The following is a 26,066-nucleotide window of genomic DNA, read 5'->3' on the forward strand; positions in this document are numbered from 1 at the left end:
TCTCTCTCTGTTAGTCGTTGGCTAGGGTTGATTCGTCGGGAAAATGCTCTTCGGGGCGCTTTTCGACGCGCACCAGCGCAATGCGGCGGCCATCCATTGCCAGGACTTCGAAGCGGAAATGCTGGTGATGGATCTGGTATTCGCACACGTCGCCCGGCTTGGGCAGGTGTCCGAAGCGTGAGAGCAGATAGCCCGCGAGCGTGGAAAAGTCTTGGGCCTCGTCGACCAGGCCTTCGGTTTCAAGCACCTGTTCGACGTGGTGCAGGTCGGCCGCCCCGTCGATCTTCCAGGTGTTGTCGCCGTCCGCCACGATGTCGGGCAGCTCGTCCTCGTCGGGGAATTCGCCGGCGATGGCCTCGAAGACGTCGATGGGCGTCACCAGACCCTCGATGGCGCCGAACTCGTCAGCCACCAGCACGAGCTGGCCGCGCGATCGCTTGAGCGTGTCCATGAGGCGCAGGATGCCGATCGACTCGTGCACGATGATCGGATCGCGCAGGCGGTTGCGGCGCACCCGGCCCTCGGTGATCAGATCCGCGATCAGGTCCTTGGCACGGCCGATGCCCAGCACTTCGTCCAGCGAGCCGCGGCACACCGGAAAGAAGCTGTGCGGCGCCTCGGTGAGTTGCCGGCGGATATTGTCGGGATCGTCATCGATATTGATCCAGGAAACGTCCGTGCGCGGCGTCATGATGGACCGGATGGAACGTTCGGCAAGCGTCAGCACCCCGCTGACCATGTTGCGCTCTTCCACCCCGAATGCCTGGACGGTCGGGCCGTCAGCATGAGGCAGGTCGGGCTCGTCGCTGGCCGGCGGGCGCTTGCCCAACATGCGCAGCACGGCCGAGGCGGTGCGTTCGCGCATGGGGAAGCGGGCGTCAAGCTTGAGCAGGTTGCGGCGCGCCACCTGGTTGAGCGCTTCGATGGCGACCGAGAAGCCGATGGCGGCGTACAGATAGCCCTTGGGCACCTTGAAGCCGAAGGCTTCGGCCAGCAGCGAAAAGCCGATCATCAGCAGGAAGCCCAGACACAGCACCACCACCGTCGGGTGGGCGTTCACGAAGCGCGTCAGCGGCTTGGAGGCGATCAGCATGATGCCGATGGCAATGATGACCGCGATCATCATGATGGCCAGGTGATCCACCATGCCGACGGCGGTAATGACCGAGTCCAGCGAGAACACGGCATCCAGCACCACGATCTGCGTGACGATCACCCAGAAGCTGGCATAGACGCGCGGACCGGACGTGCCGGAATGCACGCTGCCTTCCAGGCGCTCGTGCAGTTCCATGGTGCCTTTGAACAGCAGGAACAGGCCGCCCACCATCAGGATAAGGTCGCGCCCCGAGGGCGATAGCGGACCGATATTGAACAGGGGGGTAGTCAGCGTGACCAGCCATGACATGACGGACAACAGGCCCAGGCGCATGATGAGCGCGAGGCTCAGGCCCATGATGCGCGCGCGATCGCGCTGCGCGGGCGGCAGCTTGTCCGCCAGGATGGCGATGAAAATCAGGTTATCAATGCCCAGGACGATCTCAAGGACGACCAGGGTAAGCAAGCCGACCCACGCAGCGGGGTCCAGCAGCCACTCCATCAGGAGCTCCAGAAGTTACACGACCGGTAATCGTACATGGAAAATCCATGACATGCCGGTGACGCATCCCCTCCGTAAGCCTGATGGACAGAGGCTTTGGGCCTTATGGACTAAGGCTTGCAAGCGCCTGAACGCGACGTTCACGCCGGGCTGGCGCGCACCGCGCGGCGCACGCGACGGGCATGAAAAAGCCGGCCCCCCGGCCGGCTCTTGCTTGGCTCAACAGACCTGTCGGGGAATCAGCCGCCGACTTTGAGCGTGCCCTTCATCATGGCCCAGTGGCCGGGGAAGGAGCAGAAGAATGCGTAGTTTTCGCCAGCGGCGAGCTTGGAGACATCGATCTTGACGGAATCGGATTCGCCGCCGCCGATGACCTTGGTGTGGGCGATGACGCGGGTGTCGCCTGCCTTGACGTAGTCCTGCGCGAGGCCGGCGCCCATGCCGTCGGTGGCGACGCCCTGCTTGTCGGCTTCCTTGGTGAGGACCCAGTTGTGGCCCATTGCGACCTTGGCCATCTTGCCGACGTGCTTGAGGTTGACCGTGAATTCCTTGCAGCTCTTGTCGACCACGATTTCCTTGACGTTGAACTGCATGGCGTCGTTGCTTTCGACGGTGGCTTCACATTGCGCGGCCAGCACGGGCAGGCTGGAGGCGGAAAGAAGGATGGCGAGGGTGGCTTTTGCCAGCATGAAATTCTCCGATGACACAGCGGTCGATGCACGTACGCCAGCCAGATGCAGACGCCGTTGCCGCCGCGGATCAGTGTAGGACTGCCTTCTCATCGTCCGATTGACATCCATCAAAACCACCCGCGGATACCCCCAAAATCTACGGAACTTCCCCTACATTTCGTAGGGCTATTAGGCCTTCGACTCTGGCAGATTGACAAACCGCAATCCGGTCCTGGGTGCATGTTCGTAGGATGCCCGTAAGCAAACACGACGAACAGAGTTCAGCATGCGCGGCAGTACCGAAGTACCCCACTGGTTCACCAAATACGTTCAAGCCGCGTTCATTGCCTTATGGCTTTCCTGTCTGTTTCTGGCGCAACCCGCACAGGCGCAGCGCCTGCCTGAATTCCTGGCCAGCACGCCCATCACGGACGTATTCCCCGGCGCCGACCGCACCGGTCCCGTCGAAGGCAAGCCCGCGATCGCCCGTGTGTTTGCGGGCAACAAGCAGCTGGGACTCGTCTACCTGACCACCGACGTGGTCAACACCCGCGGCTACTCCAGCAAACCCATCGACGTGCTGGTGGGACTTTCCGACAGCGGCCGCATCATGGGCGCAAAGCTGGTCGAGCACCACGAGCCCATCGTGCTGATCGGCATCCCGCAAGCCAAGGTCGATCGCTTCATCCAGGGCTACGTCGGCCTGAACTTCGTCGAATCCCCGCCCCGCCATGGCGCGCCGCCGCCCGTGGACATCGTCAGCGGCGCAACGGTCACGCTGATGGTGATCGGCGACACGATCACGCGATCCGCCATTGTGGTGGCGCGCGCCCACGGCATCGACAAGTCGGGCGCGCCGCGCCAGGCGGCGCAGCCGCCGGCCACGCGGGTCCTCGACGAAAGCAAAGACACGGTGCAGACCTGGCAGGAACTGCTCGACGCCGGCGCCGTGAAGAACCTGCGCCTGACGCCCGGCGACGTCAATCAGGCGTTTCTGCGGTCCGGCCGCAAGGACGCCGCCGAGCATGGCGAAGGCGGCCCCGACGATACCTTCATCGACCTGTACGCCGCGCTGGTCAGCGCCCCGTCCATCGGCCGCAGCCTGCTGGGCGACATCGGCTGGCAGCGCCTGAAAGAACGCCTCAAGCCCGGCCAGCAGGCCGTGCTGGTCGCGGGCAACGGCCTCTATTCGTTCAAGGGTTCGGGCTACGTGCGCGGCGGCATCTTCGACCGCATCGAGGTCATCCAGGACGAAAGCGCCTTCCGGTTCCGCGACCGCAACCACCAGCGGCTGGCCGACGTCAACGCCAAGGGCGCGCCGGCGCTGCGCGAAGTCGCCCTCTTTGTCGTGCCCGAGGACTCCTCGCTCGACCCGGTCAAACCGTGGCGCCTGCAACTGATGGTGCAGCGCGTGCTCAGCGTGTCGGACAAGGCGTTCGTCACGTTCGATCTGCCCTATGACCTGCCCACGGCCTACACCCGCGCCGTCGCGCCTGCACCCGCACCCGCAGCAAGCCAAGCCACCGCCGCACCCGCGCCCTCGCCCGACGTCGAATCCGCCCCGCCCGCACTATGGAAGCAGATCTGGCAGGGCAAGGCCGGCCAGATCGCCATCCTGACCGTCGCGCTGACGGTGCTCGTCGGCATCTTCTTCTTCCAGGATCAGCTCACCTCGCGCCCGCTGCTCCACGACCGCCTGCGTCTGGCCTTTCTGGCCTTCGCGCTGTTCTGGATCGGCTGGTACGGGCAGGCGCAATTGTCCATCGTGAACGTGCTGACGTTCTTCTCGGCACTGCGCACCGACTTCCGCTGGGAATACTTCCTGATGGACCCGCTGGTGTTCATTCTGTGGTGCGCCACCGCGATCTCCATGGTGTTCTGGAACCGCGGCGCGTTCTGCGGATGGCTGTGCCCGTTCGGCGCGCTGCAGGAACTGACCAACCGCATCGCCCGGCGGCTCGGCGTGCGCCAGCTCAAGATCCGCCATGGCGTGGCGCAGCGGCTGTCCACGTTCAAGTACGTGATCTTCCTGCTGCTCTTCGGCTTCTCGCTGTATGACCTGGCGGTCGCCGAGCAACTGGCCGAGGTCGAACCCTTCAAGACCGCGATCATCCTGCACTTCGTGCGCCACTGGCCCTTCGTGCTGTTCGCCGTGGCGCTGCTGGCCGCGGGCCTCTTCATCGAGCGCTTCTTCTGCCGCTACCTGTGCCCGCTGGGCGCCGCGCTGGCCATCCCCGCCCGGCTGCGCATCTTCAATTGGCTCAAGCGTTACCGCGACTGCGGCAATCCCTGTCAGCGCTGCAACATCGAATGCCCCGTTCAGGCGATCGACCCCTCCGGCGAAATCAACCCGAACGAGTGCATCCAGTGCCTGCACTGCCAAATGCTTTACCACCACAAACAGAAGTGCCCTCACCTGATCCAGAAGCAGGCAAAGCGTGAGCGGCGCCCGGCTCCGCCCCCTGAGCCGACGGTGCAGGAAGTCGTTCTGCACCGCATGCCGACCCCCAACTCGGCAAATCGCCCCAACCGGGAATCGTGAAACACGGTTTTCGTACCGCGGCGCACTGCGCCGTCCCTACCTAGGAGTTATCCATGTCCGACAAGACCCCCGAAAAAGCCGGCCTCACCCGCCGAAGCTTCCTGGGCACCGCAGCCATCACCGGCGCGGCCGGCCTCGTTGCCGGGGCGCAGATGTCCACCGCGCACGGTAAAGAGGGCAAATCAGGCAACGGCGCCGTGCTCGGTCATGTCGCGCCGGGCGAGCTCGACGAATACTATGCGTTCAACTCCAGCGGCCAGTCCGGCGAAGTCCGCGTGCTGGGCCTGCCGTCCATGCGCGAACTCGTGCGTATTCCCGTGTTCAATCACTGCAGCGCCACCGGCTGGGGCCGCACCAACGAAAGCCGCAAGGTGCTGACCGACGGCCTCACGCCTGAAACCCGCGAGTACCTGAAGGACAAGGGCGGTGTGTTCCCCAACGGCGACGCCCACCATCCCCACCTGTCGTTCACCGACCAGACCTACGACGGCCGCTATCTCTTCATCAACGACAAGGCCAACAACCGCGTGGCCCGCATCCGCCTGGACGTGATGAAGACCGACAAGATCGTGGAACTGCCCAACGTGTCGGGCGTGCACGGTCTGCGTCCGCAACGCTACCCGCGCACCGGCTACGTGTTTGCCAATGGCGAGCACATCATCCCGCTGCCCAACGACGGCAAGGTGCTGGACGATCCCAAGAAGAACTTCTTCTCGGTGTATTCGGCCATTGATGGCGACACCATGAAGGTGGCGTGGCAGGTGCTGGTCGACGGCAACCTGGACAACGGCGACGCCGACTACCAGGGCAAGTATTCGTTCGCCACCTGCTACAACTCCGAGAAAGGCGTCACCGTCGAGGAAATGTCGGCCAACGAGCAGGACTGGGTCGTGGTCTTCGACCTCAAGCGCATCGAAAAGGCGGTCAAGGACGGCGACTTCAAGACGATGGGCGGCGTGCCGGTCGTCGACGGCCGCCAGGGCTCCAAGTACACGCGCTACATTCCGGTGCCCAATTCGCCGCACGGCTGCAATGCCGCGCCCGACGGCATCCACCTCATGCTGAACGGCAAGCTCTCGCCCACGGTCACCGTGATCGACGTGCGCAAGCTGGACGACCTGTTCGCCGACAAGATCAAGCCCCGCGACTGCGTCGTGGCCGAACCGCAGCTGGGTCTGGGCCCGCTGCACACCGCGTTCGACGGCCGCGGCAACGCCTACACCACGCTGTTCATCGACAGCCAGATGGTCAAGTGGAACATCGACAAGGCCAAGCGCGCCTACAAGGGCGAAAAGGTCGACCCCATCCTGCAGAAGCTGGACGTGCACTACCAGCCGGGCCACAACCACTCGACCATGGGCGAAACCAAGGAAGCCGACGGCAAGTGGCTGGTGTCGCTGAACAAGTTCTCGAAAGACCGCTTCCTGAACGTCGGTCCGCTCAAGCCCGAGAACGATCAGCTCATCGACATCTCCGGCGATGAAATGAAGCTCGTGCATGACGGCCCCAGCTTCGCCGAGCCGCACGACATGTGCCTGGTGCACCGCTCCAAGATCAACCCGATCAGCGTCTGGAAGCGCGACGACCCCATGTGGGAAGACGCCCGCCAGATCGCCAAGAAGGACGGCGTGTCGCTGGAAGACGCGGCCAAGGTCGTGCGCGACGGCAACAAGGTGCGCGTGTACATGATGGCGGTCGCGCCGATGTTCAGCTTGAAGCAGTTCGAGGTGAACCAGGGCGACGAGGTCACCGTGTTCGTGACCAACATGGAAGTGATCGAAGACCTGACGCACGGCTTCACGCTGGAAGGCCACGGCATCGCCATGGAGATCGGACCCCAGGCCACGTCGTCCATCACGTTCAAGGCGGATCGCCCCGGCATCTACTGGTACTACTGCCAGTGGTTCTGCCACGCGCTGCACATGGAAATGTCCGGTCAGATGATCGTTCATCCCAAGAAGTCTGCGTAACGATCCATGGCTGCCATCGCAACCTTGCGAAACGCGGCGTGGGCCGCGGCCGGCTTCGTGCTGGCCGGCTTCGGCCCGGCCCTGCACGGGGCGGCCGCGGCCGCCACGCTGGAGGTCGAGGCGGGCGCCGACCTGGCGCAAGCCGTGGCCGCGGCGCAGCCCGGCGACACGCTGCGGCTGGCGCCGGGGTCCTACACAGGCGCCATCGTCATCGACAAACCGCTCGTCATCGAAGGACCGCAAGACCGTTCCGCCATCATCGCCGGCACCCGCGAAGGACGCACGCTGTGGGTCAAGTCCGCGGATGTGTCGCTGCGCAACCTGACCATCACGCGCTCGGGGCTGGACCTGCCCGCCATGGACGCAGGCATTTTCCTGGACCGCACCGCGCACCGCGCCGTGGTCGAACACAACGACATCCTGGACAACCTGTTCGGCGTTTATGTATGGGGTCCGCAGGACGCGCTGGTGCGCGGCAACCGCATCGTCGGCAACAAGGAGCTGCGCGTGGCCGAGCGCGGCAACGGGGTGTCGCTATGGAACACGCCGGGCAGCGCGGTGGTGGACAACGACATCTCCGCCGGCCGCGACGGCGTCTTCGTCAACACCAGCAAGCAGAATCGATTCACCGGCAACCGCTTCCATGACCTGCGCTACGGCGTGCACTACATGTACACGAACGACAGCGAGATCAGCGGCAACGTATCCACCGGCAACGACATCGGCTACGCCATCATGTATTCGCACCGCCTGATCGTCACCGGCAACGTGGCGGTGAACAACGTGGAACAGGGGCTGATGATGAACTACGCCAACAACTCCGACATCTCCGGCAACACGGTCGATGGCGCGGGCAAATGCGTGTTCATCTACAACGCCAACAAGAACCGCTTTGCGGACAACCATTTCTCCAACTGCGACATCGGCATCCACTTCACGGCGGGCTCCGAGGGCAACCGGATCTCGGGCAACGCCTTCATCAACAACCGCAACCAGGTCAAGTACGTGGGCACGCGGGTGATGGAATGGTCGGACAACGGCCGCGGCAACTACTGGAGCGACAACACCGCCTTCGACCTGGACGGCGACGGCATCGCCGACACGGCCTACCGACCGAACGACGTGGTGGACCAGCTGCTGTGGCGCGCGCCCGCCGCGCGGATTCTGCTCAATAGCCCCGCCATCTCGGTGGTGCGCTGGGCGCAATCGCAGTTCCCCGCGATCCTGCCCGGCGGCGTGATCGACAGCAAGCCGCTGATGAAACCGGTCCGGGAACGGGTTGATTACCGCGGAGCAATGGCCGACGGGAAACCCGCCGCATCGCCTGACAAAAAAGGCGACGCCAAAGCCAGCGCACCCCACGACGAAAAAACCGGCGCGCAGCGCGCCGAGGACGATCAATGAGCAATCCACTGGTGACGCTTGCGGGCGTCAGCAAACACTATGGCGCCCACCGGGCCATCAGCGTCCTGGACCTGGACCTGCGCGAAGGCGAATGCGTCGCGCTGGCCGGGCATAACGGCGCTGGAAAAAGCACTCTCATCAAGCTGATCCTGGGCCTTATCCGCCCAACACACGGCCGCGTCACGCTGTTTGGCCAGGACGCGCACAGCCCCGCCGCAGCACGCCTGCGCGACCGCATCGGCTACCTGCCTGAAACGGTGGCGCTGCATCCCGCGATGACCGGCGCCGAAACGCTCGCCTTCTACGCGCGCCTCAAGCGCCAACCGCTGTCGCGCAATGCTGAACTGCTTGAAAAAGTGGGGATCTCCGGCGCGGCAAACCGCCGTGTGGGCGGCTATTCAAAAGGCATGCGCCAACGGCTGGCGCTGGCGCAGGCGCTGCTGGGCGCGCCGCGCATCCTGCTGTTCGACGAGCCCACAACCGGTCTGGATCCGGCGTCGCGCCTCAAGTTCTACGAGATCGTGCATGAGCTTCGCGCCAGCGGCGCCACCATCCTGCTCAGCACGCACGCCTTGTCGGAACTGGCCGGCCATGCCGACCGCATCGTCGTCATGAAGGCGGGCGTGAAGATCGCCGACGGCGGAATGTCGGCGCTGCGCCGCGACACCGGCCTGCCGATCCGCATCAGCGTCACGCTCGGGCCAGACGACGCATCCGCCCCACCCTCCTCGGCCTGGCGCCAGGTCGACGCCGGCCGCTATGAACGGCTATGCCACGAATCGGACAAGGTCGAAGCCATCCGCAGCATCGGCGCGATCCGCGCGCCAATCAGCGACCTGGACATCCAGGTCCCAGGCCTGGACGACATCTACGCCCATCTGCTTGAACGGGAAGACGCATGAACGCCGTAAGCACAATCATCGGCAAGGAAATCCGCGACGGCCTGCGCAATCGCTGGGTCCTTGCCACATCGCTCCTGCTGGCCGCGCTGGCGCTGGCGCTGGGCCTCTTGGGCAGCGCCCCCACCGGCGCGGTCAAGGTCGACCCGCTGACCGTCACCGTGGTCAGCCTGTCCAGCCTGTCCATCTTCCTGGTGCCGCTCATCGCAATGTTGCTGGCCTACGACGCCATCGTCGGCGAGGTCGACCGCGGCACCATGGCCCTGCTGCTCAGCTATCCGGTGTCGCGCTGGCAGGTCATCATGGGCAAGTTCATCGGGCACCTGGCCATCCTGGCCATCGCGACCGGCGCCGGTTACGGCTCGGCGGGGCTGGCGCTGCAGTGGGTCTATGGCGGCATGGACGCCGGCGCCTGGCGGCCCTTCGCCATGCTGATCGGCGCCAGCGTGCTGCTGGGCGCCAGCTTTCTGGCAATGGGCTACCTCGTCAGCACGCTGGTGCGAGAGCGCGCCACGGCGGCTGGCATCGCGCTGGGCGTCTGGCTGTTCTTTGTCGTCATCTACGACATGGGCCTCTTGGGCGTGCTGGCCGCGGACCAGGGGCGCCACGTCACGCCGGGCATGCTCAATGCGCTGCTGCTGGCCAATCCGTCCGACGTGTACCGGCTGCTGAACCTGACGGGGTTCGAGAACATTTCCATGTATGCCGGCATGGCCGGCGTCAGCGATCAGGCCCACATGCCCGTGCCGCTGCTGGTGGCCGCGCAATTGCTGTGGATCGCCGTGCCGTTGCTGCTGGCCGCGCTCTGCTTCCGGAGGAAACAGCTATGACGCTGAAACGTTTGGCCGCAATGACGGCCTTCTCGGCCATCCTGCTGGCGCTCTCGGCCTGCGGCGGCGATGAACCCGCAGCACCGCCCCCCACGCCCCAGGCCGTCTCCGCCGAGGCCGTCGGCCATTACTGCGGCATGATGCTGCTGGACCATGCGGGACCGAAGGGCCAGATTTTCGTGAAGGGCCGCGCCGCGCCGGTGTGGTTCTCGTCCATCAAGCAGGTCTTCGCCTACACGCTGCTGCCCGAGGAACCCAAGGGCCTGGCCGCCATCTACGTCAACGACATGGCGGCCGCCGGTCCCGATGGCGCGGCGGATCTGAAAGCGTGGGTCGACGCGCGCCAGGCCTTCTACGTCATCAATTCCAGCTTCATTGGCGGCATGGGCGCCGAAGACGCCATGCCATTTTCAGATCAGGCCCGCGCGCAGGCTTTCGCTCAGACCCACGGCGGCCGCGTCGTGCGCTTTGCCGACGTGCCCGAGGACTACGTGTTTGCTCAATAGCGCCTATGCCGTCGGACTTGCCTCCTGCACTCAAGCCTATCGCGCCTTAATCAGTTGATATCGCCATGAACTCTCCCGCCCGCCGCCGCTTCCTCGGCATCGTTGCCGCGTCTTCCGCGCTGGCCCTCACTCCCGGCTTTCTGCGCCGCGCGCAGGCGGCCATCGCGCCGACGCGCTGGCAAGGCGTGGCGCTGGGCGCAGACGCGGAACTGCGGCTGTACCATCCCGACCGACAGGCCGCCGAACAGCTCATCGAACGCGCATTGCAGGAACTGCGGCGGCTCGAGGGCGTGTTCAGCCTGTATCGGGACGACAGTGCGCTGTCGATCCTGAACCGACAGGGATATCTGACCGATCCGCCCTCGGATCTGGTCCGGTTGCTCAGCGAGAGCCGGCACTACGCTGAATTGACCGGCGGCCTCTTTGACCCGTCCGTGCAGCCGCTGTGGCGCGTGTACGCTGACCACTTCGCGCAAACCGACGCGTCCCCCGGCGGCCCGGCGCAGAACGATATCGCCCAGGCGTTGCAGTCCGTGTCGTACAAGCGCATCGAAATCGACCCCCAGCGCATTCGCCTGCAGCCCGGCATGGCGCTGACGCTCAACGGCATCGCGCAGGGCTACATCACCGACCGCGTGACGGACCTGTTTCGCAACGCCGGCCTGGAACGCGCGCTGGTCGATATGGGCGAGATACGCGGACTGGATTCGTCCGCCAACGCAGAGGGCTGGCGCGTCGGGCTGGCCGATCCCCTGTCGCCGGACCAGATCCTGACGCAGGTGCCGATCAGCAACCAGGCGCTTGCCACCTCCGGCGGCTACGGCACGCCGCTGGATGCCGCGGGTCAGTATTCGCACCTGTTCGATCCGCATACCGGGCGGGCGCGGCCGCTCTACCGCAGCGTGTCAGTCATGGCATCCACGGCGACGGCGGCCGATGCGCTGTCCACGGCGTTTTCCAACATGCCGCTGGAACGCACCGCTGCCCTCGTGCACCGCCTGGGGGTTCGCGCGTGGATGGTGCTGCCTGATGGCCGGCTGATCATGCAGTCCACCGAGACCTGATCCCACAGCGGCTGCTGCGTCATGGCCTGAAGGGGCAGATCCGCATTAATTATTCCGCCTAGCGTAATAAAGAAGTGCGCACGTAGGCTATTCCTCTAAAAATCGTTCGGTTCCACACTGGCGGCACGGTTCGGGAATTGTCCCGCTCCGAAAACCAACCTCAGGAGCCGGACCATGAAAATCCACCACCACCCGCTGTCGGGCCATTCTCACCGAGCAGTCCTCTTCGCATCGCTGCTTGGCTTGAATGCCGAGCTGGTCGAAGTCGACCTGAAATCGGGAGCCCACAAGAAGCCCGAATTTCTCGCCCTCAATCCCTTCGGCCAAGTCCCGGTTCTGGAAGACGACGGCATTGCCATTGCGGATTCGAATGCCATCCTGGTCTACCTCGCCAAGAAATCCGGTCAACGCGCCTGGTTGCCCGAAGACGCGCGTGGCGCAGCGGCCGTTCAGCGCTGGCTGTCGGTCGCGGCCGGCGAAATCGCCTACGGGCCGGCGGCGGCCCGGCTGATCACCGTGTTCGGCGCCGGCTTTAACGCCGAAGAGGTCATCGGGCGCGCGCATGCCGTGCTCAACAAGCTGGAGGCGCACCTAGCCGGCCGCGACTGGCTGGCCGCCGATCATCCGACCATCGCTGACGTCGCCATCTACAGCTACGTCGCCCGCGCGCCCGAGGGGAACGTCGATCTCTCGGCGTACCCCGCGGTCAAGGGCTTTCTTGGCCGTGTCGAGGCCTTGCCGGGCTTTGTCCCCTTCGTCCAGACGCCGGCCGGACTGACCGCCCACGCGTGACGGCAACTTGACCGCGGACCGTTTGCACCGCTGCCCATCCCCAAAGCGAGACACGAAAATGGCCGACACATCCACCAAGTTGCCCACCTGGCACGAGGGCGAGAAATTCATCCAGGAGAAGGTCGGCGTCGCCGAACGAATGGAAGTGGTCGGCCAGCGTGTCGTGCGGGACTACATGCCCGACCAGCACCGGGACTTCTACGCGCAACTGCCGTTCATCGTGTTGGGCAGCGTGGACACCGAGGGGTATGCCTGGGCGACGTTTCTTGAAGGCAGGCCCGGCTTCATGTCGTCGCCGACACCAACGTCGCTCGATATCGCCGCCCGTCCCGATGCCACGGACCCGGCAGGCCGCGGCATGATCGAAGGCGCCCCGGTCGGCCTGTTGGGCATCGAGATGCACACGCGCCGCCGCAACCGCATGAACGGTGTGCTCGCAAGCGGGGTGGACAACGGCTTTCGGGTCGACGTCGATCAGAGCTTTGGAAACTGCCCGCGGTACATCCAGCTTCGCGATTTCACCTTCGTCCGCGATCCCGGCGCGCCCACGTCGGTGCAGGTCGAGCAACTGGCGGCAATCGACGCGCAGGCGCGGGCGCTGATCGAAAAATCCGACGCCTTTTTCGTCGCGTCCTACGCCGATCGAGAAGATCGCCGTCAGGTCGATGTCTCCCATCGCGGGGGCAAGGCCGGCTTCGTCCGGGTGCATCAGGACGGCACGCTGACCATTCCGGACTTCAACGGCAACCTCTTCTTCGCCACGCTCGGCAACATCCTGCTCAATGGCAAGGCAGGACTCCTGTTCGTCGACTTCGAGACGGGCGACATGCTGCAGATGACGGGCGAGGCCGAGGTCATCCTGGACTCTCCCGACATCGCGGCGTTTCAGGGTGCGGAGCGTCTGTGGACGTTCCGCGCGCACAAGATCGTGCGCAGACGCGGCGCCCTGGCGCTGCGCTGGAAGTTTCAGGAGGGCGGCTGGTCCGAGAGTTCGTTGATGACGGGCGACTGGCCGCAAGCCGATGCGCGGTTGCGCGCGGCGGAATCTGCAACCCGTTGGCGGCCCTTGAAAGTGCGCAGCGTCGTGCAGGAAAGCGAGTCGATCCGCTCGTTTCATCTGGCGCCGGACGACGGCGCGGGACTGTTGCCGCATCTGGCGGGCCAGCATCTGCCCATTCGGGTCAAGCTCCCAGGATTGGATAAGCCGGTCATTCGCACCTACACGCTGTCGGTCGCGCCGTCGGATGGCCATTACCGCATCAGCGTCAAGCGGGATGGCCAGGTCTCCCAATACCTGCATGACCACGTTCATGAGGGCGACACCATCGAAGTCCGCGCGCCGGCGGGCAGTTTCACGCTGGACGCGCAGACGAATCGCCCTGCGGTCCTGATGGCAGGGGGTGTCGGAATCACGCCCATGCTGGCGATGCTGCGCCATATCGTCTACGAGGGCTTGCGCAAGCAACGCATCCGCCCCACCACGCTGTTTTATGCCGCGCGCGCCAAGCGAGAACGCGCGTTTGATGACGAAATTGCCCAGCTGGTTGCCTCCGCAAAAGGTGCAGTCAAGGTCGTTCGGGTGCTCAGCGATATCGCCGATGCCCAGAAGGGCATTGATTACGAGGCGTCGGGCCGTATCGACATGCCGCTGCTCAGCCGGTTTCTTGCCTTTGGCGACTACGAGTTCTACCTCTGCGGCCCCCCGTCGTTCACGCAGTCCCTCTACGACGGGCTGCGCGGCTACGGTATCGCCGACGAAAGAATCTTGGCCGAAGCGTTCGGACCAGCCTCGTTGAAGCGCACGAGTACGCCCCATGCGGATAAGCCGGCCCGCTTGCCGCCGGCAACGGCGTCCGTGCCCATCGCGTTCATGAATTCGCTGAAGGAGGCACGCTGGACCCCGGCGTCCGGCACGCTGCTTGATCTTGCAGAGACGCGTGGACTGAATCCCGAATTCAGTTGCCGTGAAGGCCATTGCGGCACGTGCCGCACCAAGCTGATCAAAGGCGCGGTGACTTACATCAAGGAACCGACCGCCGACGTTGGTGAGGATGAGGTTCTCATTTGCTGCGCAGTGCCGGCCATGCCGCAGGGCGAAGAAGAGAATCGAATCCAGTTGGCGCTCTGACACTTCATCAAACCGAACTCAGGAGCTTGCTCGTCATGGCGGCACACGGACTGGACGAGAAAGGACGATTCTGCATCGTCGTTGCACTCACTGCCGGCAGCAGCAACCCTGAGCGCCGTGCACGGCAGGATGCTCAAGGCCGCAGGCTTGGTCTGACGCGAGCCGAGATCGACGCGGCACGGCGCGGCTTCAGTTTTGATTTCTGCACGTCAAAGGCGATTGCCCTTGCACTGGCCCAGGACGAGGCAATTCGCGTGAGCCGTCGGCGCGACGCGATACGTGCCGGCATCGACAACCAGGCCTGCGCCGAAATCGAGCGGATGGCGGTAAAGCTGCTTGCCCCGCCCATTGCCAAGAGGACACTGAAATGAGGGATCCTTCAATGATGTCAAAGCCCCCGCGTGGGCCTGCGCACACCGGAGCATTGCCGCTATTGCGCAAGTTGCTTCGCAGGCTTGTCGAATGCGCGCCGCCACGTCCCGATTACTATGGTGAAATGCTCCGGCAGTATCCCGGGCTCGACCCGGAGACACTCATGAGGATCCGCTGATACCGGAACAAGGACAAGGGAATGGATCGTTGGCTGGCGATGCGCGTTTTTGTAAAGGTTGCTGAAACGGAGAGTTTTGCCAAGACCGCGCGCCAGATGCACATGAGCGCGCCAGCGGTGACGCGAACCGTGGCGGCGCTGGAAGCGTTGATTGGGGCGCGTCTCTTCGTGCGGACGACCCGGTCGGTGAAGACGACAGAGGCCGGTGGCCGTTACCTGGCGGATTGCCGCCGAATCCTCGGCGACATTGCCGAAGCCGAATCTGCCGCCGCAGGCCTTTACGCCGAACCGTCCGGCACTTTGACCGTCACGGCGTCCTCCATGTTTGGCCAGATGTATGTGCTGCCCATCGTGACGGAATATCTTGATGCCTTTCCCGGCATGCGCGCGCGAACGTTCTTTGTGGATCGTCCCGTGAACATCGTGGATGAGGGCATCGATGTCGCGATCCGTATCGGCCACCTGCCGGATTCGGGTTTCACTGCGATCCAGGTCGGTTCTGTGCGCCGGGTCATCTGCGGATCGCCGGCATACCTGGATTCGCATGGCGCGCCCACCGCGCCTGCGGATCTGCGCAATCACCGCATGGTGGCGTCCAACAGTGCCTGGGCCTCTCCAGAGTGGCGTTTCGCGGACGGACAGAAAGTCGTCATCGATGCCGCCTTGCAATGCAATACCAACGAGGCGGCCATCGCCACTGCCAAGGCCGGCTGGGGCTTGACCCGGGTGCTTCTTTATCAGATCGGCCCCGCATTGCTGGATGGGACGCTGCAAATCGTGCTCAGCGAATTCGAAGAACCTGCCCTGCCCATCCATGTGCTTTATCCGGAGGGCCGACAGGCGCCGGCGAAAGTGCGGGCCTTCGTGGACCTGGCGGTTTCCCGGTTGAAGGACAATCCGCTCTTCAGCTGACTGCTCGCCATTACCCGGAACCCGCTTTCACACCGCCCGCTCGCGCGCGCGGCATCCCGGGAGCAATAAAAAAAACCGGCCTCAAGGGCCGGTTTCTGTTTGCGCGTCGCGCCGATCAGGCCGCGGACGGCGGATTCAGCGTGGAGAGCATCTGGGTGAAGATCTTGGGGCTGGCGGCCAGGACATTGCCGCTGTCCATCCAGCCTTGTTCGCCGTCGAAGTCAGCGACCAGACCGCCCGCTTCCAGCACCATCAGGCTGCCGGCAGCCACGTCCCAGGGCTTCAGGCCCACGCCGCAGAATCCGTCCAGGCGGCCGCTGGCCACGTAGGCCAGGTCCAGCACGGTCGAGCCCAGGCGGCGCACGCCGGTGGCGCCTTCGGCCATCTGACGGAAGCGCTGCGAGCCCTGTTCGGGATCGCCGGCGTTGGGCCAGTGCGCGCCCAGCAGCGCGTCGTGGTAGCGCGTGCGGCCCGAAACGCGCACGCGGCGGTCGTTCAGGAACGTGCCGCTGCCCCGGCTGGCGGTGAAGAGTTCGTTGCGGGAGGGATCATAGATGACCGCTTGCGTGACCTGGCCGCGCTGCGTCAGCGCGATCGACACGGCGTAGTTGGGCAGGCCATGGATGAAGTTCGTGGTGCCGTCCAGCGGATCGATGATCCACTGGAATTCAGCCTGGTCGGGACCCTGCAGACCGAACTCCTCGCCCAGGACGGCGTGGTCCGGGTAGGCTGCACGCAGCGTTTCGACGATGGACTCTTCGGCGGCCCGATCGACTTCCGTGACATAATCGCGCGGCCCCTTGCGAGCCACGCTGAGTCGTTCCAAATCCATGCTGGCACGGTTGATAATGGTGCCGGCACGCCGGGCCGCCTTGATGGCGATGTTGAGCATCGGGTGCATAAAATTCCGTACGTATGCGATGAGTTGGCTTGATGATAGGCCGCTTGCCGCCCCCCGGCACGCCGTCGCCCCCGCGGGGAAATCGACTCAAAAAACCAGGAAGGCACGAAGCCAAACGTGCCATTTTAAATGACTCAAGCATTTTCACGTGTTCGCTTCGTAATGGTGAACCCCAGCCACCCCGGAAACGTCGGTTCCGCGGCCCGGGCGATCAAGACAATGGGCTTCTCGGAACTGGTCCTGGTGGACCCCAAATTCCCGGATGTAACAAGTCAGCCGGAAGCCGTGGCGCTGGCCAGCGGCGCGCTGGACGTGCTTGAGAACGCCCGCATCTACCCGTCGCTGGAAGACGCCCTGGCGCCCGTCACGCTGGCGTTTGCGCTGACGGCGCGGGTTCGCGACCTGGGTCCCCCGCCCTGCGACATCCGGCAGGCCGCCGATCTGGCCTGCGCCCATCTGGCGGACACCGCCGAGGGCGTGACGGCAGTCGTGCTTGGCACCGAGCGCGCCGGCCTGACGAACGCGCAGATCGCGCTGTGCCACCGCATCTGCCACATCCCGGCCAATCCCGAGTACAGCTCGCTGAACGTCGCCCAGGCGCTGCAGTTGGCCGCCTGGGAGCTGCGTTATGCGCTGCTGGTGGATCAGGGCGCCGAGCTCTTGCCCCGTTCCACCGCGCAGGAACCTTCGCGGGGCGCGGAGCCGGCTTCCAGCGAAGCGGTCCAGGCGTTTCTGGCGCACTGGGAAGAAGCGCTGGTCGGCGTGCAGTTCCTGGACCCAGCCCACCCCAAGAAACTGATGCCGCGGATGCGCCATCTGTATTCCCGCCTGTCGCTCACCCGCGACGAAGTGGACATGATGCGCGGCGTCTGCACGGCGATGCTGAACGCGGCCAAGAAGAAATAGCGGATCCGAGGTTCGGTCCGCCTCGCCCTAAAGGCGACATGCATGAAAAAAGGGACGGTCATGTGACCGTCCCTTTTTACTGTGCCACCTGCCGGCGTGTAACCGGCAGAGGCGCCGATCAGTCCACCGTGGCGCCCGAGGCCTTGACCACGGGGGCCCAGCCTTCGACTTCCGACTTGATGAATTGGCCGAATTCGGCCGGCGTGGTCTTCACGCCCACGGCACCCAGCTTTTCAAAGCTGGTCTGCACCGAGGGCTTGTCCAGCGCCTGCTGCATGGCGGCGTTGAGCTTGTTGATGACTTCCGGCGGCGTGCCGGCCGGGGCCAGCAGGCCGAACCACGACGACACGTCGAAGTCGGTAAAGCCCGATTCCTTCATGGTCGGCAGATCCGGCGCGCTCTTGGAGCGGTCGGCGGTGGTCACGGCCAGCGCCTTCAGCTTGCCCGATTGGGCGTGCGGCCAGGCCGACGGCATGTTGTCGAACATGAACTGCACCTGGCCGCCGATCAGGTCGGTCATGGCCGGGGCGCTGCCCTTGTACGGCACGTGCAGGACATCGATGCCCGCCTTCATCTTGAAGAGCTCACCCGCCATGTGGATGGAGGTGCCGCTGCCGGACGAGGCGAAAGCCAGCTTGCCCGGGTTCTTCTTGGCGTAGTCGACCAGTTCCTGCACCGACTTGACCGGCACCTGGGGATTGACCACCAGGATGTTCGGGACCTTGGCGCCCAGGGCGACCGGGGCAAAGTCCTTCGTCAGGTCGAACGTAACGTTCTTGTACAGCGTCTGGTTGATCGCGCTGGTCACTGCGACGAACAGCAGCGTGTAGCCGTCCGGCGTGGCGCGCTGGACCTGGTCGGTCGCGATGTTGCTGCCGGCGCCCGGCTTGTTTTCAACCACGAAGGACTGGCCGAGCGACTCGGTCAGTTCCTTGGCCATGATGCGGGCGATCACGTCGGTGGTGCCGCCGGCCGAGAAACCGACCACGATGCGGACGGGCTTGTCGGGATAGGCGGCGTGGGCGGAACCCATTGCAAATGCGCTTGCGGCGGTGGCCAGAAGGGTGGCGGCCAAACGCCGCATGCCAGGCTTGTGACCTGTAGTCATAGTGTCTCCGTGCAGGTACTGTCCATTAGATGGACGATTTGAATTATTGGATGAACGCATTCTGCGCTATACATGCGCTGGCCATCAAGGTAGAGTCCACCCTACGGACGATGGTTTTCCCTTGTCCGTACGTTGATAACCCTTAGTTTTCAGAGATCTGCATGCAAGACAGCGATGCCGCGGCCGCCGGCCCACGTACTCTGCGACGCGGCCTCGCCGTTCTGGCCGCCCTGCGTGACCAGGGACCGGACGGCCTGAGCGTGACCGATATTGCCCGGTTGACCGGCATACAGCGGCCCACCATCTACCGTCTGCTGGCCGCGCTGCTCGACGCGGGTCTGGTCCTGCCCGTCGCGGGCACCAAGAAGTACCGCGCCCAGCTTGCCGTCGACCCGGACACCCGTTCCCGCGATCCGCGCGTGCGCCAGTTGCTGCCCGTGCTGCGCCGCCTGGCCGATCGCACCGGCGACGCCGTGTTCCTGGTGGTGCGCGAGGAAGACGACTCGATCAGCCTGCATCGCGAGATCGGCAGCTATCCCGTGCAGATCCTTGCCACGTATGCGGGCAAGCGCCAGCCGCTGGGTGTGGGCTCGGGCGGCATGGCGCTGCTGGCCGCCCTGCCCGACGACATCGCGCGCGGCATCGTCGAACGCAATTCCGGCAGGCTGGACGAGTACGGCGGCATGACGCCTCAGGAAATGTTCCGCCTCATCGAAAACACGCGTGCGCGCGGCTATTCGGTGGTGGGCAACCACGCGGTGCGCGGCGCGCTCGGCGTGGGTTGCGCGCTGCTGGACGCGCAAGGCGCGCCCCTGCTGGCGGTCAGCGTCACGGCCATCATCGACCGCATGCCGGCGCAGCGTCAGCGCGAGATCGCGGGCTGGATCAAGACGGAATTGGCGCGGCTTGCGATGCCGGCCTGACTGGCGGGTTGCCGAGCTGGTTCACGCCATCTCGTCGTCACACCATCTCGCCGTCAAATAAAAATGGGCGCCTCCAGAAAGGCGCCCATTTTCATGACTGATACAGCCAAACTCGCAATCAGGAAGCGGCTGCGCCCGTCTTGGGGTTCTGGATCTCGCGCAGCGGGATCGGGGCCTGGAAACCGGCCTCTTCGAGCGAGCGGCGGATCTCCTGGTACAGGCTCCAGCGCAGGTCCCAATACTTGCCTGCCTCGGCCCACACGCGCACGTTCACCGTAACGCCGTTTTCCTTGTAGTCGAACACCTTCACCTGCGGCGCCGGGTCCTTCAACGCATCGGGACGCGCGTCCACGATCTGTTGCAGTTTGGCGACCACCGCATCCAGGTCGTCGCCATAACGGACCGGCACCGGGATGTCCAGGCGGCGCGTCTTGTTGCGGCTGTAGTTAGTAATCGTGGCGTTCCAGACCGTGCTGTTGGGCAGCGTCATGTGGATGCCGTCGCCCTGCACCAGGCGCGTGAGAAACAGGCCCACTTCCTCGACGGTGCCATCCGCGCCCGAACTGAGCGCGATGTATTCGCCGGCGCGGATCGGACGCAGGATCAGCAGCATGATGCCGGCCGCAATGTTCTGCAGCGTGCCCTGCAAGGCCAGACCGACGGCAAGACCCGCGGCGCCCAGCACCGCGATCAGGCTGGCCGTCTGCACGCCAAACCGCGCCAGCACCGCGATCACCGTGAAGATGCGCACCGCCCAGATCACCGTCGTGGAGAACATGGGCACGATCGTGGGATCGATCTTGGGCGACCGCGTGGCAGCCCGGCGAACCCAGCCGCCCAGCAGCGACGACACCCACCAGCCAATGCCGAGAATGAGCAAGGCGACGAGCAGATTGATGCCCATATCCATCAGCCTCGGGGCCCAGACATAGAACTCTTTTACGGCCTCATCCATGGAGGAATCTCCTGCGAAAAAAATCGACGGAAGAATGTATCAGAAGCGGCTTGCACAAAGCGGTGCAGCGCCCGACGGGAGTGTCAGGCTTTGTAAAGAGAAGCGGCGCGAGCCAGCGCGGGGAACGGTGTGAGACTGATTCGGGTGTCTGACACCTGCGAGGCGCGTAGGTGTCTGACACCCTTTGCACACCGCTGCAAACCCGAGATCGTCTCCCCAGGGTGTCAGACACCGGCATAAGCAGCACCACCAGCACCAGCACCAGCACCAGCACCAGCACGCAGCATAGGTCTTGAAGGGCCGTAAGGCAAAACTGAGTTACGCAGGCACGATGCGGAAGTGGTTGTCCCAGGAGACATCGCGCGACGGGGGAAGGACCGGCTTTTCCATGCCTCGCGCGTCAGTGCGGATCAACGCACCCAGACCGCTGCTGATCAGGAAGCCCGCCTCCCCGGCAGGCGCGACGCCGCACCCGTCGGCCAGCGCCGTGACGCCCAGGCATTTGCCGCTGGCCGTGTCCCAATAGATCACCTGCCCGCCAACCGGGCTGGACGTGGCCACGATGCCGCCGGCGGCGTCGACCGTGACGGAACCCACATAGTTGCGCATGTTGCGCAGCGTCTCTACCGGGCCTTCGAACAGTTCCAGCGCCGCACCGCGGCGATGGCGGCCGACCAGCGCCGGACGATCCGCGGCCGGGCCCATGTATTGGCAACCGAACCACACCGCGCCGTCGGCCGCCAGGGCCAGGTGCCGGATCGACAGCCGGTGCAGCGCCGGCGCAAGCTCCACCTTTTCCAGCAGTTGCCCCGAGGCCGCGTCGATATACGCGAGCGACGGACGCATGGTGTCCAGGTTCAGTTCCAGCTTGCCGTAGTCAGGGTGAGTCAGGATGCCGCCGTTGGCCACGCACAGCGTCTTGCCATCGGGCATCAACACGACCTCGTGCGGACCGATGCCGCCGGAATCGAACTCGCCCACGCGCCGGTAGCCGCCGCCGGGCGTGGCGTCGTACAGACCCAGCACGCCGCGCCCGCCCTCGAAGTCGTTTTCCGTGGCGGCCAGCAGGCGGCCGGCTTGCACGAAGGCGCCGTGCCCGAAGAAGTGCCGGTCCTCGGGCAGCGGCAAGGCCGCGGGCTCGCCGCCTTCCAGCGAAAAGCCCAGCGCAAAAAAACCGGGTTGACGGCCAAACACCACGGCGCGTTGCGCGCCGGCGTCGATCGCAAAACTGTGCCCGCGTGCAGGCATGGGGATCGCCAGGCGATCACGGCCGGTCTCGTCCAGCACCACCGCCTCGTCGCGTCCGCCGCGCTTGCGCGCGGTCAGGTACAGCGGTCCGCCATCGGCCGGCAGCGCAGCGCGTGCCGCGGCGGGCGACAGGCCCAGCGCCGCGGCCAGCGCCAGGAAGCGGCGCCGGTCAATCTCCATCGAGCGCGTTGAAGCCGATGGTGACGCCCAGGGCGGGCGCCAGGTTTTCGTCAACGATGGCCTTGGCATTCTTGAGCGTCAGCGACGCCAGGACCAGCAGTCGGCGCCCTTCCTCGCCCGCCAGCGCCTGGTCCAGCGGCACAGGCACCGCGCGCAGCGTCTGCGCGGCGCTGGACAACTCCCCGCGCACCGACGCATCCATCCATTCCTCGCCCGCCGGCAAAGGATAGCCGCCGGCCACGTAGAACGCCTTCAACGCATCCAGGTTGGCTGCCAGCAGGCTCGTCGACAGGCCGCTGCGCCAGAATGCCGCGCGCTTCGGGCGGGCGGCCTGCGGCGTATCGCCCAGCACCGGCTCGATCTTCACGTCACGCGCGAACTGCAGGCCGGTCGACAAGGCCTTCATGGCCTCGGCCGCGACTTCCTGCGAACTGCGATACAGGTCATTGCCCGGCTGGGGCTTTGCGAACTGCCGTCCGAACTCGCCCTGCGCGCTCCAGGCCTCGCCCAGATCGCGCGAGATCGTCGCGACGTTGGCGGAAACGGCCGTGGCGTAGCCGCAGGCATACGCAAAGCCGGGCGTGCCGGTCTGCTTGAGCAGATCGGGCTCGCCGTACAGCACGTATTCCAGTGCGGGCAGGCCCTGCACCGCGACGCTGCGGCCGGCCAGCGCGCCCGGCTTGAGCAGTGCGTCATCCTTGGCCGCGATCAGCGCCTGCACCTGGCGGGGCATCACGCCGCGCGTGTCGGGCCAAAAGGCCAGACGTTCAAAGCGGTTGGCCTGCACCAGCGGGCCAAAGCGCAGGATCTCGACACCCGACCATGCGTGCGCCAGCGCCTTGAACGCATCACCGACGCGCCCGGCCCCGGCCGCATCGGGCTTGGCGCACCAGCCGCCCAGCGCGCTTTCCAGCGCGGCGGCGGCGTCCGCCATCTTAGCGACCGCCGGCCGGGCGTAGTCGCGCGCCAGGCGTTCGCCCAGGTCGGCGGGCAGCGCGGCCTGCGCGCTAAAGACGGCAATCGGCGCCGTCAGCATCAACGCCGCAGCCGCGGCGCGCGTGAACAAAAGGCGGGCCATCACAGGGACTCCAGGAAGCGGATGAGGTCCGCGCGTTCTTCGGGCGTCATGTCCACCACGCGGTCGCGCGCGGGTTTGGCCGCGCCGCCATGCCACAGCACCGCTTCCAGCAGCGTGCGGGCGCGGCCGTCGTGCAGCCAGGTCGCATTGGGATTGACGGTCTTGGTCAGGCCGATGCCCCACAGCGGCGGCGTACGCCATTCGCGGCCGGTGGCCATGCCGTCGCTCACGCCATCGGCCAGGTCGTCGCCCATGTCGTGCACCAGCATGTCGGTGTACGGCCAGATCAGTTGAAAGCGATGTTCCGGCTGCTTGGCGTTGCGGATGGTCACGTACTTGGGTACGTGGCAGGCCACGCAATTGGCCTCGTAGAACAGCTTCTTGCCCGCCAGCACGCGCGCGTCGTCCGCATCACGCCGCATGGGCACGGCGAGGTTGGTCGAATAGATGGTCACGAAGTCCATCAGCTTGCCCGGCACTTCCTCCGACCCAAAGCGCGGCTGCGCGCCGTGCGGCATGTCCAGACATTGCGTCTGCGCGGGCGTGCATTCGCCGGAATGCTTGGGGAACATCGGCGTGGACAGGCCCATGTCGTTGGAAAACGCGGCAGCGCTTTGCTGCTCGACCGTCGGCTGGCCTGCCTTCAGGTTGAAGCGGCCCAGCACGCGCGCGCCGGTGCGCGCATCGGTGACCCAGTTGGCCTTGCCGACGATGCCGTCGCGTTTGTCCGCGCCGACGTTCGCCAGGATGTCGGACTCGTGAATCGATTCCAGCAGGCCCAGCCCGATCATCGGCGGCGCCAAACGCGGCGAGATCTGCGTGTCCGCGCGCATCGGCCCGTAACCCAGGTTCTCGATGCGATACGTGGGCTTCATCAGCGTGGCGGTCTCGCCGCCGCGCAGCGCCACGGGAACGGCTTCGTACTCGATTTCCATGCGGCCTTCGGCCGGCAGGCCCGCGACCGCGAAGTTCTGCAACTGCACGCCGTAGACGGGTTCCGGCAAGGCCGCGATCTCGTCGGCGCCCAGCTTGGGATGTCCGCGATCGGCGCCTTCCGGCACGGCCAGGCGCAGCAGCAGCGCGACCGCATCCGTGCGTTCCAGCGGATCGAAGCCCGGCACCGTGCCGCGCCCGTCCTTGGTGTGACAGGCCTGACAGGAGCGGGCGTTGAACAGCGGTCCCAGGCCGTCGGACGCCTGCGTGGAAGAGGGTGCGGACACCCAGTCCTTGCGGAACAGGCCGTTGCCGACGATGAACTCCTGGCGGCCTTCAAAGCTCATGTTTGCCGACGGCTGCGAAAAGATGTCGGCGTTGATGAGCTTGTTGGTCGTCGTGGCCCCAGCCTGCATGGTCTCGAATGATTCAACCTTCGAGAAATCGCGGGTGGGCGCCGTGATGGCGGTGACGCGCTCCTGGTCTTCGGGCGTCAGATCGTCACGCCCGCCGGGAGCGGCGGGCGCGGCGGCGGCGACGGCATGAACCGACGCCGCCAGTACGGCGGCTAATGCGAGTTTCACTTGAATACGGCGTCGGGTTTATCCAGGCTGTCGGACCCTTCGATGGCGACCTTGCCCAGGTCCAGCAGCGTGATCACGCGTTCCAGGCTGCGCGTCTGCGCGACCAGGCTGTCGATGGCGGCCTGCACCACCGCGTTGCCCTCCTTGTTGCCTTCCGCGATCATCTGGTCATAGGTCTCGACCGTCTCGGCGCGCGTCTTCATGGCCTGCATGGCGGCGACCGTGGCGTCCAGCTTGGCGCGCACTTCGGCGTCCAGCTTGGGATCCTTGGCCTTGACCAGTTCGGACAGGCTGGCGCCGGCCACCTTCTTGCCGTCGATGCGCGTGTACGAACCCAGATAGACGTTGCGGATGCCGATCTGGTCGTAATAGTGCGAGTTGTGCGTATTGTCCGAGAAGCAGTCGTGCTCTTCCTCGGGATCGTGCAACATCAGGCCCAGCTTCATCCGTTCGCCCGCGAGCTCGCCGTACGACAGGCTGCCCAGCCCGGTCAGCATGGCGATGAGGCCGGCCTTCGGATCCTCTTCGACTGCCTTGCGTGCCGCGCCGTCCTTCTTCCAGTTGCCCACCATTTCTTCGAGATCAGTCACCAGCAAGTCCGTTACCGCCTTCAAAAATTCAATGCGGCGTTCGCAATTGCCGCCGGTGCACTGTTTCGGATCAAAGTCCGTATGCGGGCGATTGCCCGCGTGACGCTCCTGCGGCGTGCCCTTGCGGTCCGCGGGCGCGGCGCCGGTGCCGTTCAGGTCCTGGCCCCACAGCAGGAATTCGATCGCGTGATAACCCGTGGCCACATTGGCCTCGTTGCCGTCGGCCTCGTGCAGCACTTCGGACAGCAGCTCGGGTGTGATCTTGCTGACGTCGACCGTCTTGCCGCCCACCGAGACCTTGGCGTTGGCGATGACGTTCACGGCGTAGAACGCGTTCTGGTCGCTTTCCGTGCCGTAGGACGCATCGACGTAGTCGATCAGGCCTTCATCCAGCGGCCAGGCGTTCACGCGGCCTTCCCAGTCGTCGACGATGGGGTTGCCGAAGCGGTAGGCCTCGGTCTGCTGATAAGGCACGCGCGCCACGATCCACGCCTCGCGCGCGGCTTTCAGGGTGTCGGCGCTGGGCTTGGCGACCAGCGCGTCGATGGCGTCGCGCAGCTTCTTGGCGGCCGTCAGCGAATCCTCGTAGCCGGCCAGCGCCAGATCGGAGTACGTGGCGACCACGGCCTTGGGTTCGACGGCGGCCTGCGCCACTCCGCCGTACACCGCGGCGGCCAGCACCGCACCCAATAGCAACTTGCGCATCGTCTTTCTCCCGTAATTCGGACGGCCCGCCCCCGCGGCGGCCCGTTCCGGCTTGAATTTTGTGGATGCGAGTGTAAACAATTTTCGTTT

At 65.3% G+C, this 26,066-nt stretch carries 22 protein-coding genes; 13 read left to right on the top strand and 9 right to left on the bottom strand.

The window, feature by feature from the left end:
- Positions 1 to 10: 10 nt before the first annotated feature.
- Together RT697_RS15245 and azu are read right to left on the bottom strand one after the other, a co-directional pair.
- Positions 11 to 1,597 (bottom strand): TerC family protein, encoded by a 1,587-nt coding sequence (locus RT697_RS15245; RefSeq protein ID WP_313699919.1) that lies wholly within the window; start codon positions 1,595 to 1,597, stop codon positions 11 to 13.
- A gap of 239 nt (positions 1,598 to 1,836) precedes the next feature.
- Entirely contained in the window at positions 1,837 to 2,286 is a 450-nt protein-coding gene (gene azu / locus RT697_RS15250; protein ID WP_056563534.1) for an azurin, read from the bottom strand.
- A 268-nt stretch (positions 2,287 to 2,554) separates the two neighbouring features.
- On the opposite strand from azu, the gene RT697_RS15255 reads away from it, so the two are divergent.
- The 11 genes from RT697_RS15255 (at position 2,555) to RT697_RS15305 (ending at position 15,865) form a co-directional block, all read left to right on the top strand.
- Positions 2,555 to 4,810 carry a 4Fe-4S binding protein gene (locus tag RT697_RS15255; protein WP_313699921.1) on the top strand — a complete coding sequence of 752 codons (2,256 nt, stop codon included), beginning with the start codon at positions 2,555 to 2,557 and terminating at the stop codon, positions 4,808 to 4,810.
- 53 nt (positions 4,811 to 4,863) lie between these two features.
- Positions 4,864 to 6,780 carry a TAT-dependent nitrous-oxide reductase gene (nosZ, locus tag RT697_RS15260; protein WP_313699923.1) on the top strand — a complete coding sequence of 639 codons (1,917 nt, stop codon included), beginning with the start codon at positions 4,864 to 4,866 and terminating at the stop codon, positions 6,778 to 6,780.
- A gap of 6 nt (positions 6,781 to 6,786) precedes the next feature.
- Positions 6,787 to 8,184, top strand: a complete 1,398-nt coding sequence (locus tag RT697_RS15265) for a nitrous oxide reductase family maturation protein NosD (protein WP_313699924.1) — start codon at positions 6,787 to 6,789, stop codon at positions 8,182 to 8,184.
- Positions 8,181 to 9,086, top strand: a complete 906-nt coding sequence (locus RT697_RS15270; protein WP_313699925.1) for an ABC transporter ATP-binding protein — start codon at positions 8,181 to 8,183, stop codon at positions 9,084 to 9,086. The genes RT697_RS15265 and RT697_RS15270 overlap by 4 nt, the downstream gene beginning before the upstream one ends.
- Positions 9,083 to 9,913 carry an ABC transporter permease gene (locus RT697_RS15275; protein ID WP_312429760.1) on the top strand — a complete coding sequence of 277 codons (831 nt, stop codon included), beginning with the start codon at positions 9,083 to 9,085 and terminating at the stop codon, positions 9,911 to 9,913. The genes RT697_RS15270 and RT697_RS15275 overlap by 4 nt, the downstream gene beginning before the upstream one ends.
- Positions 9,910 to 10,419, top strand: a complete 510-nt coding sequence (locus RT697_RS15280) for a nitrous oxide reductase accessory protein NosL (protein ID WP_313699928.1) — start codon at positions 9,910 to 9,912, stop codon at positions 10,417 to 10,419. Before RT697_RS15275 ends, RT697_RS15280 begins: the two co-directional genes overlap by 4 nt.
- 65 nt (positions 10,420 to 10,484) lie before the next feature.
- Positions 10,485 to 11,483, top strand: coding sequence for an FAD:protein FMN transferase (locus tag RT697_RS15285; RefSeq protein ID WP_313699930.1), 999 nt, complete (start codon positions 10,485 to 10,487; stop codon positions 11,481 to 11,483).
- A gap of 174 nt (positions 11,484 to 11,657) precedes the next feature.
- Positions 11,658 to 12,275: a glutathione S-transferase gene (locus tag RT697_RS15290; RefSeq protein WP_313699932.1), complete on the top strand. Its 618-nt coding sequence runs from the start codon at positions 11,658 to 11,660 to the stop codon at positions 12,273 to 12,275.
- A 58-nt stretch (positions 12,276 to 12,333) separates the two neighbouring features.
- Positions 12,334 to 14,403 (top strand): pyridoxamine 5'-phosphate oxidase family protein, encoded by a 2,070-nt coding sequence (locus RT697_RS15295; protein ID WP_313699933.1) that lies wholly within the window; start codon positions 12,334 to 12,336, stop codon positions 14,401 to 14,403.
- A 35-nt stretch (positions 14,404 to 14,438) separates the two neighbouring features.
- Positions 14,439 to 14,774 carry a hypothetical protein gene (locus RT697_RS15300; RefSeq protein ID WP_313699935.1) on the top strand — a complete coding sequence of 112 codons (336 nt, stop codon included), beginning with the start codon at positions 14,439 to 14,441 and terminating at the stop codon, positions 14,772 to 14,774.
- A 200-nt stretch (positions 14,775 to 14,974) separates the two neighbouring features.
- Entirely contained in the window at positions 14,975 to 15,865 is an 891-nt protein-coding gene (locus tag RT697_RS15305) for a LysR family transcriptional regulator (RefSeq protein WP_313699937.1), read from the top strand.
- Between the two features lie 115 nt (positions 15,866 to 15,980).
- Here the strand turns inward: RT697_RS15305 and RT697_RS15310 are convergent, their stop codons facing one another.
- Positions 15,981 to 16,766, bottom strand: coding sequence for an inositol monophosphatase family protein (locus tag RT697_RS15310; protein WP_056563559.1), 786 nt, complete (start codon positions 16,764 to 16,766; stop codon positions 15,981 to 15,983).
- Positions 16,767 to 16,895: 129 nt separating this feature from the next.
- Here RT697_RS15310 and RT697_RS15315 point away from each other — a divergent pair, with 129 nt between their 5' ends.
- Positions 16,896 to 17,672: an RNA methyltransferase gene (locus tag RT697_RS15315; protein WP_312429777.1), complete on the top strand. Its 777-nt coding sequence runs from the start codon at positions 16,896 to 16,898 to the stop codon at positions 17,670 to 17,672.
- Positions 17,673 to 17,790: 118 nt separating this feature from the next.
- Here the strand turns inward: RT697_RS15315 and RT697_RS15320 are convergent, their stop codons facing one another.
- The gene (locus RT697_RS15320) at positions 17,791 to 18,780 is read right to left on the bottom strand and encodes a Bug family tripartite tricarboxylate transporter substrate binding protein (protein WP_409517442.1); all 990 of its coding nucleotides are present in this window, start codon (positions 18,778 to 18,780) and stop codon (positions 17,791 to 17,793) included.
- A gap of 161 nt (positions 18,781 to 18,941) precedes the next feature.
- On the opposite strand from RT697_RS15320, the gene RT697_RS15325 reads away from it, so the two are divergent.
- Positions 18,942 to 19,703 carry an IclR family transcriptional regulator gene (locus RT697_RS15325; protein WP_105239793.1) on the top strand — a complete coding sequence of 254 codons (762 nt, stop codon included), beginning with the start codon at positions 18,942 to 18,944 and terminating at the stop codon, positions 19,701 to 19,703.
- A gap of 118 nt (positions 19,704 to 19,821) precedes the next feature.
- Here the strand turns inward: RT697_RS15325 and RT697_RS15330 are convergent, their stop codons facing one another.
- The 5 genes from RT697_RS15330 to RT697_RS15350 all read right to left on the bottom strand — a co-directional run bounded on the left by RT697_RS15330 (position 19,822) and on the right by RT697_RS15350 (position 25,976).
- Positions 19,822 to 20,658, bottom strand: coding sequence for a mechanosensitive ion channel domain-containing protein (locus tag RT697_RS15330; RefSeq protein WP_313699940.1), 837 nt, complete (start codon positions 20,656 to 20,658; stop codon positions 19,822 to 19,824).
- 318 nt (positions 20,659 to 20,976) lie between these two features.
- The gene (locus RT697_RS15335; RefSeq protein WP_313699942.1) at positions 20,977 to 22,086 is read right to left on the bottom strand and encodes a DUF1513 domain-containing protein; all 1,110 of its coding nucleotides are present in this window, start codon (positions 22,084 to 22,086) and stop codon (positions 20,977 to 20,979) included.
- Positions 22,076 to 23,164, bottom strand: a complete 1,089-nt coding sequence (locus tag RT697_RS15340) for an imelysin family protein (protein WP_313699944.1) — start codon at positions 23,162 to 23,164, stop codon at positions 22,076 to 22,078. The genes RT697_RS15335 and RT697_RS15340 overlap by 11 nt, the downstream gene beginning before the upstream one ends.
- Positions 23,164 to 24,681, bottom strand: coding sequence for a di-heme oxidoredictase family protein (locus RT697_RS15345; protein WP_409517443.1), 1,518 nt, complete (start codon positions 24,679 to 24,681; stop codon positions 23,164 to 23,166). Before RT697_RS15345 ends, RT697_RS15340 begins: the two co-directional genes overlap by 1 nt.
- On the bottom strand, positions 24,678 to 25,976 hold the full coding sequence (locus RT697_RS15350; protein WP_313699946.1) for an imelysin family protein: 1,299 nt from the start codon (positions 25,974 to 25,976) through the stop codon (positions 24,678 to 24,680). Before RT697_RS15350 ends, RT697_RS15345 begins: the two co-directional genes overlap by 4 nt.
- Positions 25,977 to 26,066 lie beyond the last annotated feature (90 nt).

The organism is Achromobacter sp. (genome assembly GCF_032113835.1).
Taxonomy (GTDB): domain Bacteria; phylum Pseudomonadota; class Gammaproteobacteria; order Burkholderiales; family Burkholderiaceae_B; genus Achromobacter.

Coding starts and splice junctions, on each gene's coding strand:
- RT697_RS15245 (WP_313699919.1), bottom strand. CDS start 1,597: ATGGAGTGGCTGCTGGACCCCGCTGCGTGGGTCGGCTTGCTTACCCTG.
- azu (WP_056563534.1), bottom strand. CDS start 2,286: ATGCTGGCAAAAGCCACCCTCGCCATCCTTCTTTCCGCCTCCAGCCTG.
- RT697_RS15255 (WP_313699921.1), top strand. CDS start 2,555: ATGCGCGGCAGTACCGAAGTACCCCACTGGTTCACCAAATACGTTCAA.
- nosZ (WP_313699923.1), top strand. CDS start 4,864: ATGTCCGACAAGACCCCCGAAAAAGCCGGCCTCACCCGCCGAAGCTTC.
- RT697_RS15265 (WP_313699924.1), top strand. CDS start 6,787: ATGGCTGCCATCGCAACCTTGCGAAACGCGGCGTGGGCCGCGGCCGGC.
- RT697_RS15270 (WP_313699925.1), top strand. CDS start 8,181: ATGAGCAATCCACTGGTGACGCTTGCGGGCGTCAGCAAACACTATGGC.
- RT697_RS15275 (WP_312429760.1), top strand. CDS start 9,083: ATGAACGCCGTAAGCACAATCATCGGCAAGGAAATCCGCGACGGCCTG.
- RT697_RS15280 (WP_313699928.1), top strand. CDS start 9,910: ATGACGCTGAAACGTTTGGCCGCAATGACGGCCTTCTCGGCCATCCTG.
- RT697_RS15285 (WP_313699930.1), top strand. CDS start 10,485: ATGAACTCTCCCGCCCGCCGCCGCTTCCTCGGCATCGTTGCCGCGTCT.
- RT697_RS15290 (WP_313699932.1), top strand. CDS start 11,658: ATGAAAATCCACCACCACCCGCTGTCGGGCCATTCTCACCGAGCAGTC.
- RT697_RS15295 (WP_313699933.1), top strand. CDS start 12,334: ATGGCCGACACATCCACCAAGTTGCCCACCTGGCACGAGGGCGAGAAA.
- RT697_RS15300 (WP_313699935.1), top strand. CDS start 14,439: ATGGCGGCACACGGACTGGACGAGAAAGGACGATTCTGCATCGTCGTT.
- RT697_RS15305 (WP_313699937.1), top strand. CDS start 14,975: ATGGATCGTTGGCTGGCGATGCGCGTTTTTGTAAAGGTTGCTGAAACG.
- RT697_RS15310 (WP_056563559.1), bottom strand. CDS start 16,766: ATGCACCCGATGCTCAACATCGCCATCAAGGCGGCCCGGCGTGCCGGC.
- RT697_RS15315 (WP_312429777.1), top strand. CDS start 16,896: ATGACTCAAGCATTTTCACGTGTTCGCTTCGTAATGGTGAACCCCAGC.
- RT697_RS15320 (WP_409517442.1), bottom strand. CDS start 18,780: ATGACTACAGGTCACAAGCCTGGCATGCGGCGTTTGGCCGCCACCCTT.
- RT697_RS15325 (WP_105239793.1), top strand. CDS start 18,942: ATGCAAGACAGCGATGCCGCGGCCGCCGGCCCACGTACTCTGCGACGC.
- RT697_RS15330 (WP_313699940.1), bottom strand. CDS start 20,658: ATGGATGAGGCCGTAAAAGAGTTCTATGTCTGGGCCCCGAGGCTGATG.
- RT697_RS15335 (WP_313699942.1), bottom strand. CDS start 22,086: ATGGAGATTGACCGGCGCCGCTTCCTGGCGCTGGCCGCGGCGCTGGGC.
- RT697_RS15340 (WP_313699944.1), bottom strand. CDS start 23,164: ATGGCCCGCCTTTTGTTCACGCGCGCCGCGGCTGCGGCGTTGATGCTG.
- RT697_RS15350 (WP_313699946.1), bottom strand. CDS start 25,976: ATGCGCAAGTTGCTATTGGGTGCGGTGCTGGCCGCCGCGGTGTACGGC.